An 18,188-nucleotide genomic window follows, 5' to 3' on the forward strand; every position below is an offset into this window, starting at 1 on the left:
TCAATGGTTAATTTTTTATCTATTTGTTTTTTATGGAAAATAAAATCTATCAAGTGATATAAATTGAACTGTAATTGTTAAAAAATAAATTGATTGTACATGTATATACAACTATATCTATAGATAGACGTTATCGGTAAAACACGCATCTTAGTGAGGTATATACGTGACAAATCTAAATAATAAATATCGTAATATTGAGATCAGAGCTCCTCGCGGAAACGCATTGACAGCTAAAAGTTGGTTAACAGAAGCGCCATTGCGCATGTTGATGAATAATCTCGATCCTGACGTAGCCGAAAATCCCCATGAATTGGTCGTCTATGGTGGAATTGGTCGCGCAGCGCGTAATTGGCAATGCTATGACCAAATCATCGAATCTCTAAAAAAACTCGACAGCGATGAAACCCTGTTAGTGCAATCTGGAAAACCTGTCGGTGTATTTAAAACCCATGAAAACGCCCCTCGCGTATTAATCGCTAACTCCAACTTAGTTCCACATTGGGCTAATTGGGATCATTTCAATGAACTCGATGCCAAAGGCTTGGCCATGTACGGGCAAATGACGGCAGGTAGCTGGATTTACATCGGCAGCCAAGGCATTGTCCAAGGAACTTACGAAACATTTGTAGAAGCAGGGCGTCAGCATTTTAACGGCGACTTAACTGGACGCTGGGTGATTACTGCGGGCTTAGGCGGAATGGGCGGTGCTCAGCCTCTTGCAGCAACATTAGCTGGCGCATGTTCTTTAAACATTGAATGTCAACAAAGCCGCATCGATTTCCGTTTAAGAACCCAGTATGTGGATGAACAAGCCACGGATCTGGATGATGCGTTAGCGCGCATTAAAAAATATACAGCGGAAGGCAAAGCGGTCTCTATCGCCTTGTGTGCGAATGCGGCTGAAGTATTGCCAGAATTAGTTCGACGTGGTGTTAAGCCTGACATGGTGACGGATCAAACTAGCGCTCATGACCCATTAAATGGCTATCTGCCTATCGGAATGAGCTGGGATGAATATCGTGAGCATAGCGTTAATGACCCTCAAGGCACTACGTTAGCCGCGAAAAAATCCATGGCTGAACATGTCAAAGCTATGCTGGCATTTAAAGCTCAGGGGATCCCGACGTTTGATTACGGCAATAATATCCGCCAAATGGCATTAGAAATGGGTGTGGAAAACGCGTTTGATTTTCCTGGATTTGTTCCTGCCTATATTCGTCCACTGTTTTGTCGTGGAGTCGGTCCATTCCGCTGGGTTGCACTGTCTGGCGACCCTGAAGATATCTATAAAACTGACGCGAAAGTCAAAGAATTATTACCTGATGATAAACATCTTCATCACTGGTTGGATATGGCACGTGAGCGCATCAGCTTTCAAGGATTACCCGCTCGTATCTGCTGGGTAGGATTGGGGGACCGTGCCAAATTAGGCTTAGCCTTTAATGAAATGGTACGAAGTGGTGAAGTTTCTGCCCCGATTGTTATTGGTCGTGACCATCTTGATTCCGGATCAGTAGCGAGTCCAAATCGCGAAACTGAAGCCATGAAAGATGGCTCTGATGCGGTTTCGGATTGGCCATTATTGAATGCTCTGCTGAATACGGCCAGCGGTGCAACATGGGTGTCATTGCACCATGGCGGTGGCGTTGGAATGGGCTTCTCTCAACATTCTGGTGTTGTCATTGTCTGTGATGGAACCGATGCAGCTGCTGAGCGCATTGCGCGTGTACTTCATAACGACCCCGCGACTGGCGTAATGCGCCATGCGGATGCAGGTTATGAAATAGCCATCGAGTGCGCTAAAGAAAAAAACTTAAATTTACCAATGATAAAAACACGTTAAGGAGTGACATTGATGACTAAATTAACTATCCATCCGGGAAAAATGACACTCGATGAGATCCGCACTGTCTACCAAAAACCCGTAACAGTCTCATTAGATAAACAAGCCCATAGTGTGATTGCAAAAAGTGTCGCGACAGTAAATCAAATTATAGCCGAAGATAAAACAGCTTATGGCATTAATACTGGGTTTGGACTTCTCGCCAACACGCGAATTGCTAGCCAAGATTTACAATCTCTACAGCGTTCAATTGTGATGTCTCATGCGGCGGGTATCGGTGAACCTTTGGACGATGACTTAGTTCGCCTGATCATGGTGCTCAAAATTAACAGCCTAGCGCGTGGTTTCTCAGGTATTCGACTTGAAGTTATCAATGCGTTAGTCGATTTAGTGAATGCGCAAGTTTACCCATTTATTCCAGCAAAAGGTTCTGTCGGGGCATCGGGAGATTTAGCTCCACTCGCTCATATGAGCTTAATTTTACTGGGAGAAGGGGAAGCTCGTTTTGAAGGGAAATGGCTTCCTGCGAAAGAAGCGCTTAAGAAAGCAGGTCTGAAACCACTAACTCTGGAAGCTAAAGAAGGCTTGGCTTTACTTAATGGTACGCAAGTATCTACGGCCTTCGCTCTGAAAGGATTATTTGCTGCAGAAAACTTACTGCTGTCAGGAATTATTTGTGGGGCATTGAGCGTGGAAGCAACACTCGGTTCCCGTAAACCGTTCGATGCTCGTGTGCAAGAAGTGCGTGGACAGAAAGGGCAAATCGACGTGGCGGCTCTGTTCCGTGAAGCGCTCTCGTCAACCAGTGAGTTGGCTCAATCCCATGAAAATTGTAAGAAAGTTCAAGATCCTTACTCGCTACGTTGCCAGCCTCAAGTGATGGGAGCCTGCCTGACACAAATTCGTTACGCTGCGGAAGTGATCCTCATTGAATCGAATGCTGTTTCGGATAATCCACTGGTCTTCACGGATAACGGAGACATTATTTCTGGTGGTAACTTCCATGCGGAACCAGTGGCGATGGCGGCAGATAATATTGCGCTAGCTTTAGCTGAAATTGGTGCACTTTCTGAGCGTCGTATTGCCATGTTGATGGACACGCATATGTCCCAGTTACCGCCGTTCTTGGTCAATAATGGCGGTGTGAACTCTGGATTTATGATTGCTCAAGTAACGGCTGCGGCATTAGCCAGTGAAAACAAAGCGCTAGCACATCCATCTAGCGTGGATAGTTTGCCTACGTCTGCAAACCAAGAAGACCACGTTTCTATGGCACCTGCCGCAGGGCGTCGTTTATGGGAAATGGCAAAAAACGTCACGGGAATTTTAGCCATTGAATGGTTATCTGCTTGTCAGGGTATTGATTTTCGAGAAGGATTGAAATCGAGTGAAAAACTGGAAAAAGCCCGTAAAACGCTACGTGACAAGGTAGCTTACTATGATAAAGACCGCTACTTTGCCCCGGATATTAATGCGGCTATCGACCTGATCGACCAACATAAACTTTCAATGCTGTTTGCTGTCAACGCTGTTTTCCCAAAATAAGTGTTATAAAAGTAGCCGGCAATGTACCGGCTGCTATCTCTCTTCGAAACGACTGATAAAAAATACGAAGGAAAAAACATGCAAAGCACATCACAACTTACGCGTGGTCTTTCTGCGCGTCACATCCGATTTATGGCTTTAGGTTCTGCAATTGGTACAGGTTTATTTTATGGATCAGCAAAAGCAATCGAAACCGCAGGGCCTGCGGTTCTGCTTGCTTATATCATTGGTGGCGCAGCTGTTTTTATGGTGATGCGTGCATTGGGTGAAATGGCAGTTCGTAGCCCATTAGCCGGTTCATTCTCACAATATGCGAGTCATTATCTTGGGGCGCGAGCGGGATTCTTTACCGGTTGGACGTATGTCTTTGAAATGCTCATTGTCTGTTTAGCGGATGTCACAGCATTTGGGGTATACATGAAACTCTGGTTCCCTGATGTCGCTCAATGGATTTGGGTCCTGAGTATTATTTGTTTTATAGGCGCGATTAACTTATGCCATGTTAAAACCTTCGGCGAGATGGAGTTTTGGTTATCTATCGTCAAAGTGGCAGCAATTGTTGCAATGATTGTAGGCGGTGCGGCAATTATGATGTTTGGCTTTGGTCAATCGGCTGACCATGCTGTCGGTGTTTCTAACCTCTTTGATCATAATGGCTTTATGCCAAATGGGGTAGCCGGTGTCATTGCCTCTTTTGCCGTTGTCATGTTCGCCTTTGGGGGGATAGAGGTGATAGGGATCACCGCGAGTGAAGCTAAAAATCCGGAAGTGACTATTCCCCGAGCTATCAATGCGGTTCCCGTCAGAATCTTACTTTTTTATGTATTAACGTTATTTGTGCTGATGTGTATCTATCCGTGGAATCAAATTGGCCAAAATGGTAGCCCATTTGTTCAAATTTTTGATAGCTTAGGCATATCAGCTGCGGCCAATATCTTGAATGTGGTGGTGATCACCGCAGCGATTTCGGCGATTAACAGTGATATTTTTGGTGCAGGCCGCATGATGTACGGTATGGCTCATGAAGGACAGGCACCTAAGTCATTCACTAAATTAACCAAAAATGGCGTACCGTGGATGACGGTGTTAGTCATGGTATTGGTTCTCTTTATTGGTGTCGTTTTAAATTACTTAATTCCAGAAGATGTTTTCTTGGTGATTGCATCTATTGCAACGTTTGCCACGATCTGGGTCTGGTTAATGATTTTATTGTCGCAATTTGCAATGCGCCGTCAAATGACGCCAGAGCAAGTGAAACAATTGAAATTCCCAGTACCAATGTGGCCTGTCGCACCAATCCTCGCCATTGCATTTATGTTGTTTATTTTCGGCGTTCTTGGTTACTTTGAAAGTACACGCATTGCGTTGTATGTGGGGCTGGGCTGGTTAATTTTATTGACAATTGCTTATGCAGTTTGGGTAAAAAAACCTGAAAAACAGGCCCAAGATGCGGAAGAGTTGGCTTAATAGATTTTAAATGAATTTGTATTAACGGCCCTTAGTGAGAGCTAAGGGCTTGTTTGTTTTCATCAACTGACCCGTCCTAAATAAGGTTGACACTTTTCCAACTTAAAATTGGAGAGTGTAATGAAACCAACAAGTAAACGAACTCAACGTGATTATTCCCTAGGGGCTGTTGATCTTTGTGTTTTTTTTGAGCGGCATGGTGATGTTGTATAATGATTTCGCCAAAAAACAAACACAACAGAAATCACCATGCCGAGAACAATGTTAACAGAAAAACAATGGGATAAGCTATCTCAACTTATGCGTAGTACGGGGCGCGTTTACAATAAATTCGAACATAGAATGACCTTTGAAGGAATATTATATCGAATGCGAACTGGTTGCCCATGGAGAGATATACCTAAAGAATTAGTCACAAACAGCCCAACATGCGATTTTACAGTCGCAGATAAAGGCTATGACAGTGAAAAATTCAGAGGTTACCTAGCAAATATGAAGGGCTCAACACCGATGATTTCAAGAAGAGAAGTCAATTTATTGAATAATGAGCATATGGATTGGAAGCTTTATAAGGTTCGACATTTTGTGGAGAACGCCTTTGTAAGAATCAAACATTTTAGAGCAATATCAGTCGATATGACAAATTAGCAAGAAATTACTCATCGATGGTAGCACTATCGTTAATCATGATGTGGCTACCTAAATACCGATGAGTAATTTTCGTACAAAGACCAACAGCCCCTAGTACGCTAAGTGCATTTTTTGATTCGGTTGCCCATTAGCCCTTGCCAACAAGAAACACAAAGTTAACAATACAGGAAATAGTTAACTTAAGGAAAAGGAAAGTATATGGCATTCGGATATTTTTTAAGGGTAGGTGATAAAACTACATGCGGAGGACAAATTTTAACAGGCGACAACACGATGCAATGGTATGGCGTTGCAGGTGCACGAGAGGGCGACATGGTGAGTTGCGGTAAGCACTCCGGAGCGTACCAAATTCTCGGTGGAGTAAGCAGCATGTGGCTTGAAAATCGAAAACACGCGGGGTCTTTAGACAGTTTTAGTTCTTGCCCCTGTCATTCTCGTTTTATTCCATCCATTTCAGATTGTTACGAAAAGGAAGACGAACAACCTCAAACACGATCTTTTACAGCTCCTCAAGAAGAAAAGGCATATCAACAACCCAGAGGTCAGCATAATACGACACACTACACCAATCCAATAGTAGCTGCAGATGATAACAGAATCCGAATAGACGCTCAGAATTTGATTGATTGTGCTAATGAAATTTGTGAAAAGCACCTGCATTTTCCTGATATCAAAAATGCGTTTAAAAATGAAGTTGAATCATTTGCGTATGAGATTGTTGAACAGGTTGAATCTGGACAGATGAGTTATGAAGAAGGCTCTTCAGAACTGAAAAAAGAAGAAAAAAGCCTATGGGAACAATCCATTGACTGGGTTCTTAATGGCTTATCTATTATCGGTGGATTAGGTTTAACCGCTGCAGGGATCGCATTATGTTCTACTGGAGCCGGCTGTTTGATTGGAGCCCCTATTATGGCTCACGGGTTGAACGGTATCTATGAAGGAACGGTGGGTTTTTATGAGGGCAACAGTGATATACAGGGTCCCCTCAGAGAAGGATACAAAGCCTCTGCCAAAGCACTTGGATTTAATGAATCCGTCGGTAACTTAACCTATGATCTTGTTGATATGGGACTCTCAATACGGGGAAAATTACAATTGGTCCCCAAACTAACCCGTCGCTATGGTGAAAATAGGAAAATAAAACCGTTCGTACTATATCATTATGCAAGAGAAGATCTTGATTATGCCTTCAGACAAACCAATAAATTTTTATTAAATATCGAATTATTAGGTGACTTAATTAATATAACAAAAGTCAAAAAAGATTTAGAAAATGCATTTGTGTTGGATAAAGAAACAGGAACCCTTATGTTAAGTGTGGCAGAGCCTGAAAAAATAACCAACATTGAATATATTACGGAACATTGCACTCGAATGATTGTAATAGTCGGGCCAAATGATTCATCACCGTCATACTATAGCTGCAAAGACAAAAAAGGTAATGATTACAATGTTACTCAGGACGGAAAACTAATGTAGGAGTGACTAGATGGATATGAAAATATCTGTTTTTTTTGCATTGTCAATTATAAATGTTATTCTTTTTTTGTGCATGAATAAAAAAAAGATAAAAACAATTAAATACAGGTTTTGCATTCTATACTTTTATTTTATGGCTTTACCATGCGGTAATATATACTATTCTATGAAATCAGGAACATTACCTCCTTCTTTATCATTAGTAATATTAGCAACTATAATTATAATTATGAATGCCATTTTTATAACCATAAAAGAATGAGATTGCCCTATGGGAGCCGTTTAAAAATGGCTCTCATTAAAAAGACTCTTGGCTTTACTATCTATTTAAAACCCATCAAGAAAAAAGGTTCTGACGGTGATAACGTGCAGTTTCTGCTCAGCACAAACTGCCCTTTGCGAAACATTGCTATCAGTTCGATCTCTGATAACAGGATTTGAGCACTGCGGAACGTTTTAAATCCCAGCATCGACCTGACCCGTCGTTTAATATTGCAGTGGTCTTGCTCTATATGGTTATTCAGATACTTGTTTTGGCGTATCGTAACCGGCTTATAGCGCGTAAAGCCGGCATTAAAACTGTCTACCGCAGCACGGTTAGCGCCACTTTTATCGATAGTGACTGTCAAAGGGCACGGATGCTGACTGATAGCCTGTTTAAAAAAACGTTTTGCTGCGGCGATATCACGGTACTTAGTCAGCAAAAAATCAACTGTATTGCCTTGTGAATCAACAGAGAGATACAGATAACGCCATTCCCCTTTAATTTTGATGTACGTCTCATCGATATGCCATTTCTGGCTGACCGGACGCTTATAACGTTTGGCGGCGTTGCCTATCAGCGGTATCAAACGTAAAATCCAGCGGTGCAGGGTAGAGTGATCAGCACAAATACCGCACTATCCTCCTTAATGCGACAGAACCCTTTTAGTCGTTCAACATCTTCCAAGGTAAAAAACTCCGCTCTATAAGCCGTCATGTGAACTCCTTAATGGTGAGTCTACGTGGCGGACATCTTAACTTAGCCCAGAGCGGACATTACAACTTTGCTATTACATTTTTGGTGCTGATAAGAGATGTTATGTAAAAAGCCAGCAGTTTTTGAAGTGACCTCATGAAGGTGACACGTACTTAAGTTTGATCACGGATGCTTATTCACGGAAAATCGTGGGTTATCATTTAGATGATAATATGAAAACGAATGCGGTGAAGAAATCATTACTTAGAGCCTTAAAAAAGCGAAGTTCAACAACGTCCTTAATCCATCATTCAGATCGTGGTTTACAGTATTGCTCGGTGGAATATCAAGAAATACATAAAAAGTATAATGAAAGGCGCCCCCATTTATCATTAAATTATAAAACGCCCAATGAGGTTCATAGAGCGTTTTATACCTGAAAAGTTGTCAACCTATATCAGAACGAGTCAAACACATCACTAAAGATCTGCCTTCCTGTACATTTTATTGCATTAATCTGCTGATTTGTCTCTCACTTCGTGGCAAACTTTAGCGATTCCATTTTCCCTTTTAATCGACAGGTAGGAGAAACCCTTCTTGGAAAAGATCTTCGTTGATGAAGCCGTCGCAGAACTTCATACCATTCAAGACATTTTACGTTGGACAATGAGCCGCTTTAACGCTGCAAACATTTATTATGGTCACGGTACCGACAACCCATGGGATGAAGCTTTACAGTTAATATTGCCAAGCCTGTATTTGCCACTCGACTTACCGGATGAGCTACTAACTTCACGCCTGACAACAACGGAGCGTCACCGAATCATTGAACGTGTTTTACGTCGTATCAATGACCGTATTCCAGTTGCCTACCTGACAAACAGCTCTTGGTTCTGTGGACACGAATTTTATGTGGACGAACGCGTCCTAATCCCACGTTCACCGATTGGTGAGCTGATTAATAACCATTTTGTCGGTTTATTATCAGACGAGCCACAAACCATTCTCGACTTGTGTACGGGAAGTGGCTGTATCGCCATTGCTTGCGCTCATGAATTCCCTGAAGCTGAAGTGGATGCAGTCGATATTTCAGCGGATGTACTGGCTGTTGCCGAGCAAAATATTGCCAACCACGGTTTAGAGCACCGCGTGATCCCAATTCGTTCTGATTTATTCAGAGATATGCCGGAAGTCAAATATGACCTGATCGTGACCAATCCACCTTATGTGGATGCGGAAGATATGGACGATCTGCCAGAAGAGTTCCGTGTTGAGCCAGAACTGGCGTTAGCTGCTGGAAGCGATGGCTTAAAATTAGTGCGCCGTATTCTGGCAAACGCACCACGTTTCCTCACTGAAGAAGGGATTTTAGTGTGCGAAGTGGGTAACAGCATGGTTCACTTAATTGAACAATATCAGGATATTCCGTTTATTTGGTTAGATTTCGAATTTGGTGGTGATGGTGTATTTATGCTGACTCGCGAACAGTTAGTCGAGCACCATGCGCATTTTGCTTTATATATTGATTAATCAAGGGTTGCGTTACTCAGCATAATCAAATACAACATAATAATTACTTATCACATCATATTTGTTTACAAGCATACTAACAGTAGACAATAGGGAACGGGGATGGCTGGAAATTCAATTGGACAACTGTTCCGTGTAACCACCTTTGGGGAGTCACACGGAATTGCACTAGGCTGTATTGTTGATGGCGTTCCTCCTGGATTAGCGCTGACAGAAGCTGATTTGCAAATCGACTTAGATCGCCGTCGTCCGGGTACCTCGCGCTATACCACCGCGCGTCGTGAACCTGATCAAGTTAAAATTCTCTCTGGCGTATTTAATGGCGTGACGACAGGAACCAGCATTGGTTTATTGATTGAAAATACAGACCAACGCTCTCAAGATTATGGCGCAATCAAAGATGTATTCCGCCCCGGTCATGCTGATTATACGTATGAGCAAAAATATGGCATGCGAGATTACCGTGGTGGTGGGCGTTCTTCTGCGCGCGAAACAGCAATGCGTGTCGCGGCGGGAGCTATTGCGAAAAAATATCTGCAAGAGAAATTTGGCATTCAAATTCGGGCTTGTTTAACGCAAATGGGCCATGTTGAGTGTGAAATCAAAGATTGGTCGATTGTTGAAGAGAACCCATTCTTTTGCCCAGACCCAAGTAAGCTGGATGCCCTTGATGAGCTGTTACGTGGCTTGAAAAAAGAAGGGGATTCCATCGGTGCAAAAGTGACTGTGATCGCCGAAAATGTTCCTGCTGGCTTAGGCGAACCCGTTTTTGACCGCCTTGATGCCGATATTGCTCACGCGCTGATGAGTATTAATGCAGTAAAAGGTGTGGAAATTGGTGACGGTTTTGGCGTTGTTAGCTTAAAAGGCAGTGAAAACCGTGATGAAATCAACCGTCATGGTTTTACGTCTAACCATGCAGGTGGAATTTTGGGGGGCATCAGTAGCAGCCAACCGATTGTTGCCCATATTGCGATGAAACCAACATCAAGCATTACTGTTTCGGGCAAAACCCTTAACCGTGATGGTGAAGAAGTTGAGATGATCACCAAAGGTCGCCATGACCCTTGTGTTGGTATTCGTGCTGTTCCTATCGCTGAAGCGATGATGGCCATTGTTTTAATGGACCATTTTTTACGCCATCGTGGTCAGTGTGCGGATGTGATTCCGACCATGGCACCGTTCGAATAAGTTGCACGATAGGTTTTTCAGTGGATATCTGCGGATATCCACTGTGCGTTATAAAGGTTGGGATGAGACCTTATTGAATCATGCATCCGGGCTGTGATATTCATGATTACGCGAGTGATTAATGGATAGATAACAAATCTGCATCGTAATATTTCAATTATCTGGAATATAAAATGGATTGGCTAACCGCCGTTGCTCCTGAAGTTTATGCACTTCTTTTCTTCGTCGCTTTGCTGGCTGGTTTTATTGACTCGATCGCTGGTGGTGGCGGTTTACTCACTATTCCTGCATTACTTTCAGTCGGTATTACTCCGGTAGAAACGTTGGCAACCAATAAATTACAAGCGGTAGGTGGTTCATTTTCTGCCTCACTCTATTTTATTCGACGTAAAGCGATCAACCTGCGAGAACAAATATTCCCTTTTGCGATGACCATGATTGGTGCAATGCTAGGGGCTATTTTAATTCAATCCATTGATACGGCGTTTTTGAAGCAGTTGTTACCTGTCATGGTGATCTGTGTGGGTGTTTATTTTTTACTCACCCCATCTATTGGTGTAAAGGATCGACCTCAGCGTGTCAGTATGCCAATTTTTGGTGTCGCCGCAGGGATGACCATGGGTTTTTATGATGGTGCTTTCGGTCCAGGAACGGGATCATTTTTAGCACTAGCCTATGTATTGCTACTTGGGTATAACCTAGCCAAAGCAACGGCGCATGCTAAATTATTAAATTTCGCCTCCAATTTTGGGTCGTTGATCTTTTTTATTATCGGAGGTCATGTTCTTTGGTCACTAGGTTTTGTTATGCTAGCGGGTCAAATGCTAGGTGCAAGATTAGGAGCGCGTTTAGTCTTAACCAAAGGGCAAAAACTTATCAGGCCAATGATAGTGGTTATTTCACTACTTATGAGCATCAAGCTGTTAAATGACAGCCATGGTGATGTCATTAAAGCTTGGTTTCTCTCATTATTTTAAAATAATTTAAGTATTCAATGAGTCAACATCATTATCAGCAACTAATTGATATTTTTGAAGAGTGTTTTGGTGAAGAGTACAACACCAAGTTAGTCAAAGGGGACGATGAGCCAATTTATTTACCCGCCGATGAAACCACTCCATACAACCAAATTGTGTTTGCTCACGGTTTTTTTACCAGTGCGCTACATGAAATTTCCCACTGGTGCATTGCGGGAGAAGCACGACGCCAGCAAGTAGATTACGGTTATTGGTATTGCCCTGATGGTCGCGATGCAAAAACACAATGTGAGTTTGAAGTGGTCGAAATTAAGCCCCAAGCTTTCGATTGGTTTTTTTGTGTGGCGGCGGGGATCCCATTTAATGTCAGTTGTGACAATCTTGATGGAAATTTTGAACCTGACCGTATTGCGTTTAAACGTAAAGTTCATGGGCAAGTAATGGAATATCTTGAAAAAGGTATCCCAGAAAGACCGCTACGCTTTATTAATGCGTTACAATCGTTTTACAATACGCCTCCACTTTGTGCGGAGCTTTTTCCTTATCCGGAAGATATTTTCGCTTAATTGAATCACTCACTACAGTAAGGAATAAGCATGCTTGCGGATTTTGAAACACGCATACTGACTAAAATTGATGATATGGTTGAACATGCCAGCGATGATGAACTATTTGCTGGTGGTTATCTGCGTGGTCACTTAACCCTTGCAGTGGCAGAGCTTGAAGACGAAAACGAAAGTAGCGTAGACGCACTGTATCAACGTGTAGAGCAAAGTATCCAAAATGCGATTAAAGCGGGAGAATTAACACCACCAGACCAAATTTTAGTGCTTGGGATGTGGAAAACCCTGCTGGATACGGTACGTTAAATTCCCGTGTACACTATCCGATTAGCCAATCAAACGGATGCCCAATGTCTTCCCGCAGTTGAAGAGTCTGCGGGGCAAACCTTTGCCGGACATCCTAAATTTGATTGGATTACCCACAGTGATGTGCAGCCCGTCGACAACCATATTGAGTGTATTGCACAAGGTATGGAATGGCTGGCAGTCGATCAGCATGATAAACCGGTGGGGTTTATTATGGCGCAGAGATTGGCTGATAGTTTACATATTGTGGAACTGTCGGTGTGCCAATCAGCACAAGGGCAGGGGCTAGGTAAGAAACTCATTAATCAAATTATTAGTTTCGCAAAAATACAGCAGATTAGCCAAGTAACGTTGACTACATTTCGTGAAGTCGCTTGGAATGCACCGTATTACCAACGCCTCGGGTTTTCGATTATAGAACCCGCTCAACTCACTGAGCCATTACAGGAAATCCTTCAACATGAAATTGATGCAGGTTTCCAAGCCATTGACCGTTGTGCGATGCAGTTAATGATTCAGTAATGAATGGCGCAATACTAATTAAACTCTCAATCAAAATTAAGGCTGTCCGATGACAGCCTTAATTATTTTTACGCATCTTTAGCCGTTATCGGGCGTCCAGCCAGTAATTTTCGCACCCAAAAACGATTAGGATGTAGCGCAGCTAATACCTCGTCATCTGCGGGTAACGGTTCACTAAAGATTTGGGAGGCTAAAATTTCAGCACACAGTGGAGCGGTAGATAGCCCTCGGGCACCTAGAGCACCAAAAATGAACAGATCTGGATAAACAGGGGCGTCAGGGATAGTTTGCTGCTGCCCCTGTTTATTAGGTAGGTTTTCATAAACCGTCATCAATGCATCAAAATCAGGGACATTACCTAGTAGGGGAAGATGGTCACGGATCACGCAGCGAATACCTTGGCGAGATTGCTTGTCTGAAATATCAACCTGCTGAACCCAATCCACCTCCGGTAAGCTATTGCGTAATTTTTGCAAATTCTCTTGCTGTTCTTCTTCTTGATAATCCATGTCAAGATAGTCCCGTTGATAACTCGCGCCTAAGCAATGGTGACCATTAGTTGTATCTTCTGGTGTTAGATAGCCTTCAAAACACAAGACATTTTTTAGCCGCTGCAAGGTTGGGTTAGTCGGTATGTGGCTAACTTGTCCCCGCACAGGCGTGATGGGGAGCCGTTTTGTCTGTTCAAACTGATTTAGCTGATGGCCATTTGCCAGTACAACGGTTTGATGAAACGCTTTCTGCTCGCCATTTAGAGTTAATTCCCAGCCTTGTTCGGTATGGGTCAACTCGGTCAATTGATGGTCAAAACAGAATGTAACCCCTTGTTGACGGAGGTACTGAGCAAAGCTTTCACAGAGTTGAGCAGGGCATAGCCATCCTCCCATAGCGTAATGGATCCCGCCATAGTTCACATCCACGCCACTTAATTCACTAAGCTGCCGCCTGTCCTTGCCTACTGCGAATTCTTCTGGCCATTCTGTTTGCAGCATATTATTAATTTTTTTTGTCGCTTTCGCGTTATATGCGATTTGACTGACGCCGCACCATTCCCCATTAAATTTTAACCCTTTCGCTGAGAGCTGATGATAAAAACGAGTCGCGAAAGGAAATCCGCTAACAAAAAAACGTTCTAATGGTGAATCGGTTCCCGTTAACAATGGATAGACCGCACCTTGGCGATTTCCGGAAGCGTTCTGGGCAACGTGCTGATCTTGACAATATAGAGTGACGTTGGCGCCACGTGTAATCAGTGAATTAGCAAGTGCTAGGCTGGCTAATCCACCCCCGACAATGGCAATATCATCGGTTCGACTTGCGGGTTGTCGGGCAAACCATGGTGCAGTAATACTCGACAAATTATTCTCTAATATTCCCGTTAACATTTCTCGCTTTTGACCAAATCCTTTGATTTTTTTGATCGTAAAGCCAGCTTGTTGCAATCCTCGTTTCACAAAACCTGCAACAGTAAAGGTGGCAAAAGTTCCCCCAGAACGGGCTAATTTTGCCATTGTAGTGAACAAGTGTTCGCTCCACATTTGAGGGTTTTTCGAAGGTGCGAAACCATCTAAAAACCAAGCATCTATCTTATTGTTTAAATTATCATTAAGTACGGATATTTGCGTATTAACATCACCAATCCATAAATCTAAGACAATACTGCCATTTTCTAAAATAATACGATGATTACCGGGCAGTGCGGGCGGCCATTGTTGGCATAATTGTTGTGAAAGGTCGGCAAGCTCTGGCCAACAGCGATGAGCAGCGATTAAGTCTTGCTGAGATAACGGATATTTCTCGAAGCTGATGAAGTGTAGACGCTGAAGAGTTCCGTGAGGATTTTCGGCTTTAAACTGATTGAATAACTGCCATAATGCTAGGAAATTCAATCCTGTACCAAATCCTGTCTCTGCAATCACACAAGTTTCATATTGGTGTGTTAAAAATCGCTGTGGGAATTGATTTCCTTGTAAAAACACATGGCGACTCTCTTCTAACCCGTTTTGGTTAGAAAAGTAGATATCCTCAAATTGTTCTGAAATCGGTGTTCCTTCTTCATTCCAACTGAGGTGGGCGGTTTGTACAGCTATCTTTTTCACGTTAAAACCTGTAATTGCAAATTCATATTCAAATTCTAACGCTGATATTGGTGTAAGGCTACCGTCACATAAAAGCCTTATTTGTGCTATATGAAAAAAAATACAAATATTTACCCTGATCGGACTTGTTCAGCGTACAAGTGTAAGCTAAAGTGACAACCAGTACAGTAATCCCGTCATCATAAAATTATAGACATGAGGTAACGAATGAAGCGTGCAGTCATAACTGGCCTAGGTATTGTTTCCAGCATTGGTAATAACCAGGAAGAGGTACTGGCTTCTCTGAAGGAAGGTCGTTCCGGGATCACTTTCTCAGAAGAATTCAAAGAGGCAGGGCTGCGTAGCCATGTCTGGGGTAATGTTAAACTGGATACCGAAGGTTTGATTGACCGTAAGATCCGCCGTTTCATGAGTGACTGCTCTGTCTATGCATACCTGTCAATGGAACAGGCAATTAAAGATTCGGGTTTGGCAGAAGACCAAGTTTCTAACCTACGTACAGGTGTTGTTGTTGGTTCTGGTGGCGGTTCCCCACGTAACCAAGTTGCGGGTTCAGATGGCATGCGTGCTAAAGGTTTACGCGGTGTGGGTCCTTATATGGTAACTCGTGCAATGGCTTCCGGTATCTCTGCATGCTTAGCAACGCCATTTAAAATTAAAGGCGTAAACTACTCAATCAGTTCTGCATGTTCAACATCTGCACACTGTATCGGCCATGCTGTTGAGCTGATCCAACTGGGTAAACAAGATGTGGTATTTGCGGGTGGTGGTGAAGAACTGAGCTGGGAAATGACCTGTGAATTCGATGCAATGGGTGCGTTATCAACGAAATATAACGAGACTCCATCAAAAGCATCTAGAACCTATGACCAAGACCGTGACGGTTTCGTTATTGCTGGCGGCGGCGGTATTGTAGTTGTTGAAGAATTAGAGCATGCATTAGCGCGTGGCGCACATATCTATGCTGAAGTTGTCGGTTACGGTGCAACATCGGATGGTGCTGACATGGTTTCACCATCAGGTGAAGGTGCTGTTCGTTGTATGCAAATGGCGATGCACGGTGTTGATAAAATCGACTATATCAATACACATGGTACGTCTACACCGGTTGGTGATACGAAAGAACTGGAAGCGATTCAAGAAGTGTTTGGTAATAACTCCCCAGCAATTTCTGCAACTAAAGCTATGACAGGTCACTCTTTAGGTGCCGCAGGGGTTCAGGAAGCTATTTATAGCTTGTTAATGTTAGAGCACGGTTTTATTGCACCAAGCATTAATATTGAAACTCTTGATGAAAAAGCGACTGGCTTAAATATCGTGACTCAGCCAACAGAGCAAGCGCTGAATACCGTAATGTCCAACAGCTTTGGTTTCGGCGGGACAAACGCAACGCTGGTAATGAGCAAACTGAAAGCTTAATCGAACCTTGTTAGGTTTCTGGTTAGGACTAAAGAAAGCGAGGGCTGATGCTCTCGCTTTTTACTTTCTGATGTTTTCCCGATAACGGATGAAAACGTCAAATATTTCACTAAATAGCCTATTCATAATAAAACTCACCTTCCTCGTTTAAGAGTTCAACGATTGTTTCTCTCAGCCAATATACGGCCTTATCTGTATCACTGCGTTGGTGCCATATCATTTGGAAAACCAAATCAGGGAGAGGTAATGGGGGCGTAAATAGCGTAAATTTGTCTGACATGGACAAGGGAATAGCTTTTTGGGCTAGGGTTAAAATCAAATTAGTTCCCATTAATAATTGGGGCGCAATTTGCCAATAAGGCACTGTTACTGCAATACGGCGTTGTTGATTAATTAATTGTAATTGATGATCAATTTCATTAGCATCGAAAGGTTTCATACTCACTAAAATATGGGGGTATGATACCCAATCAACTAAATCCATCTTCCCCTGCGAACAAACCTGAGGGTCAACGATGCTGACAAATTTATCCGTAAAAACAATTTGATTCCGTAGTGAGTAATCCAGCGTATTGAATACCCCAAAGGCTAAATCTAAACTGCCTTCATGCAATTTATTTTGCATTTCCTCCCGACTGCAATGCCATATTTTAAGGTCAATATCCGGTGCATACTTGCGTAAATAGGGAACGAGTTTTACAGCGATTAAAGCCGCCCCATAGTCTGACATCGCAATATTAAAGTGTCTTTGGCAACTCAGTGGATTGAATTGTTTTTGGGCAATCAAATCATCTAGCTGATTTAATGCTTCATTTAATGGGATGCAAAGAGATTCTGCTTTGCTGGTCAATTGATACTGGCCATCGCGACGAACCAGCAAGGGGTCTTGAAATAATTCTCTCAATTGATTTAAAGCATGGCTGACCGCAGGCTGGCTCTTATACAAAGCCTCAGCCGCTCGACTTACATGGCGTTCTCGCAATAATACCGATAACGTCACCAATTGATTCAAATCTAACTTTCTTAAGTTATTCATCTTATGAATAGTACCTTATAAAACTGTTCATTTCCCAATCTCGTTATCTCTCTTTAACATGGCAATTATTCAATTTTAGTCAATATTAATGTCGAGGTTTCGATGTCAGCAATGTCAATTACAGGAATTTTACTGGCTTTTGTAGCACTATTTGCCGGCGCGGTTGTCCCTATCCAAGCGGCGAGTAATGCCATATTAGCACGGCAGTTAGGTCACCCATTATGGGCGAGCGCCACATCCTTAGTGATCAGCCTAATTGTGTTGATTCCACTTTTAATTATTTTTAAAGTGCCAAAACCCCATTTTAGTACTGAGTTGTTTAATCAACCCATCTGGATTTGGTTTGGTGGTATTGCTGGAATGCTGTATCTCACGTCGGCTCTAATTTTGGTTCCTAAAATTGGCAGTACAACATTCTTTGTTTTAGTGATTGCAGGCCAATTAATTATTTCTGCGCTTATCGAGCAATTTGGCTGGTTTGGTATGAATCGAAATTCAATTCCCATTGAAAAAATCGTGGGCATTGGTTTGGTCATTTTAGGTGTTTTATGTGTACAGTTCTCACGAAAATAATCGATTTTAGTTTGAAAAGTGAA

Annotated in this window: 16 protein-coding genes and 2 pseudogenes; 14 read left to right on the top strand and 4 right to left on the bottom strand. The window is 42.6% G+C overall.

Translation table 11 applies throughout. The features are described from left to right. Window positions 1-166 precede the first annotated feature (166 nt). The 5 genes and pseudogenes from hutU to PR761_RS01220 all read left to right on the top strand — a co-directional run bounded on the left by hutU (window position 167) and on the right by PR761_RS01220 (window position 6,991). The gene (gene hutU / locus PR761_RS01200; RefSeq protein ID WP_006815586.1) at window positions 167-1,846 is read left to right on the top strand and encodes a urocanate hydratase; all 1,680 of its coding nucleotides are present in this window, start codon (window positions 167-169) and stop codon (window positions 1,844-1,846) included. A 12-nt stretch (window positions 1,847-1,858) separates the two neighbouring features. Next, window positions 1,859-3,391, top strand: coding sequence for a histidine ammonia-lyase (hutH, locus tag PR761_RS01205; RefSeq protein WP_154611179.1), 1,533 nt, complete (start codon window positions 1,859-1,861; stop codon window positions 3,389-3,391). Between the two features lie 78 nt (window positions 3,392-3,469). Continuing rightward, a complete protein-coding gene (locus PR761_RS01210) occupies window positions 3,470-4,858 on the top strand; it encodes an amino acid permease (protein ID WP_039855375.1) in 1,389 nt (462 codons plus the stop codon). Between the two features lie 249 nt (window positions 4,859-5,107). Next, window positions 5,108-5,571: pseudogene (locus tag PR761_RS01215) on the top strand (transposase). 136 nt (window positions 5,572-5,707) lie between these two features. Further along, the gene (locus PR761_RS01220; RefSeq protein WP_115164476.1) at window positions 5,708-6,991 is read left to right on the top strand and encodes a DUF4225 domain-containing protein; all 1,284 of its coding nucleotides are present in this window, start codon (window positions 5,708-5,710) and stop codon (window positions 6,989-6,991) included. 323 nt (window positions 6,992-7,314) lie between these two features. Here the strand turns inward: PR761_RS01220 and PR761_RS01225 are convergent, their stop codons facing one another. Both PR761_RS01225 and PR761_RS01230 read right to left on the bottom strand, forming a co-directional pair. Next, window positions 7,315-7,842, bottom strand: a complete 528-nt coding sequence (locus PR761_RS01225; protein WP_412033765.1) for an IS6 family transposase — start codon at window positions 7,840-7,842, stop codon at window positions 7,315-7,317. After that, window positions 7,839-7,970 (bottom strand): hypothetical protein, encoded by a 132-nt coding sequence (locus tag PR761_RS01230; RefSeq protein ID WP_256386372.1) that lies wholly within the window; start codon window positions 7,968-7,970, stop codon window positions 7,839-7,841. The genes PR761_RS01225 and PR761_RS01230 overlap by 4 nt, the downstream gene beginning before the upstream one ends. 137 nt (window positions 7,971-8,107) lie before the next feature. On the opposite strand from PR761_RS01230, the pseudogene PR761_RS01235 reads away from it, so the two are divergent. The 7 genes and pseudogenes from PR761_RS01235 to PR761_RS01265 form a co-directional block, all read left to right on the top strand. Next, window positions 8,108-8,389 (top strand): annotated as a pseudogene (locus PR761_RS01235) (DDE-type integrase/transposase/recombinase); the annotation flags it as partial. Window positions 8,390-8,546: 157 nt separating this feature from the next. Next, on the top strand, window positions 8,547-9,479 hold the full coding sequence (gene prmB / locus PR761_RS01240) for a 50S ribosomal protein L3 N(5)-glutamine methyltransferase (protein ID WP_154611177.1): 933 nt from the start codon (window positions 8,547-8,549) through the stop codon (window positions 9,477-9,479). Window positions 9,480-9,581: 102 nt separating this feature from the next. Next, on the top strand, window positions 9,582-10,670 hold the full coding sequence (gene aroC, locus PR761_RS01245; protein WP_006815582.1) for a chorismate synthase: 1,089 nt from the start codon (window positions 9,582-9,584) through the stop codon (window positions 10,668-10,670). Between the two features lie 173 nt (window positions 10,671-10,843). Next, a complete protein-coding gene (locus tag PR761_RS01250; protein WP_115164471.1) occupies window positions 10,844-11,647 on the top strand; it encodes a TSUP family transporter in 804 nt (267 codons plus the stop codon). 17 nt (window positions 11,648-11,664) lie between these two features. Then, window positions 11,665-12,213, top strand: coding sequence for an elongation factor P hydroxylase (locus tag PR761_RS01255; protein ID WP_006815580.1), 549 nt, complete (start codon window positions 11,665-11,667; stop codon window positions 12,211-12,213). Window positions 12,214-12,243: 30 nt separating this feature from the next. Next, window positions 12,244-12,516 carry a YfcL family protein gene (locus PR761_RS01260; protein WP_006815579.1) on the top strand — a complete coding sequence of 91 codons (273 nt, stop codon included), beginning with the start codon at window positions 12,244-12,246 and terminating at the stop codon, window positions 12,514-12,516. A 6-nt stretch (window positions 12,517-12,522) separates the two neighbouring features. Then, on the top strand, window positions 12,523-13,038 hold the full coding sequence (locus PR761_RS01265; protein ID WP_272519328.1) for a GNAT family N-acetyltransferase: 516 nt from the start codon (window positions 12,523-12,525) through the stop codon (window positions 13,036-13,038). A 68-nt stretch (window positions 13,039-13,106) separates the two neighbouring features. Here PR761_RS01265 and mnmC read toward each other — a convergent pair whose 3' ends face one another. Continuing rightward, window positions 13,107-15,137: a bifunctional tRNA (5-methylaminomethyl-2-thiouridine)(34)-methyltransferase MnmD/FAD-dependent 5-carboxymethylaminomethyl-2-thiouridine(34) oxidoreductase MnmC gene (gene mnmC / locus PR761_RS01270; protein WP_006815577.1), complete on the bottom strand. Its 2,031-nt coding sequence runs from the start codon at window positions 15,135-15,137 to the stop codon at window positions 13,107-13,109. A 207-nt stretch (window positions 15,138-15,344) separates the two neighbouring features. Here mnmC and fabB point away from each other — a divergent pair, with 207 nt between their 5' ends. After that, window positions 15,345-16,556: a beta-ketoacyl-ACP synthase I gene (gene fabB / locus PR761_RS01275; RefSeq protein WP_006815576.1), complete on the top strand. Its 1,212-nt coding sequence runs from the start codon at window positions 15,345-15,347 to the stop codon at window positions 16,554-16,556. 118 nt (window positions 16,557-16,674) lie between these two features. On the opposite strand, the gene PR761_RS01280 is transcribed toward fabB, so the two are convergent. Next, entirely contained in the window at window positions 16,675-17,592 is a 918-nt protein-coding gene (locus PR761_RS01280) for a LysR family transcriptional regulator (RefSeq protein WP_112837004.1), read from the bottom strand. 102 nt (window positions 17,593-17,694) lie between these two features. On the opposite strand from PR761_RS01280, the gene PR761_RS01285 reads away from it, so the two are divergent. Next, a complete protein-coding gene (locus tag PR761_RS01285; protein ID WP_006815574.1) occupies window positions 17,695-18,165 on the top strand; it encodes a DMT family transporter in 471 nt (156 codons plus the stop codon). Window positions 18,166-18,188 lie beyond the last annotated feature (23 nt).

This window comes from Providencia sp. PROV210, from assembly GCF_028479445.1.
GTDB lineage: Bacteria > Pseudomonadota > Gammaproteobacteria > Enterobacterales > Enterobacteriaceae > Providencia > Providencia rustigianii.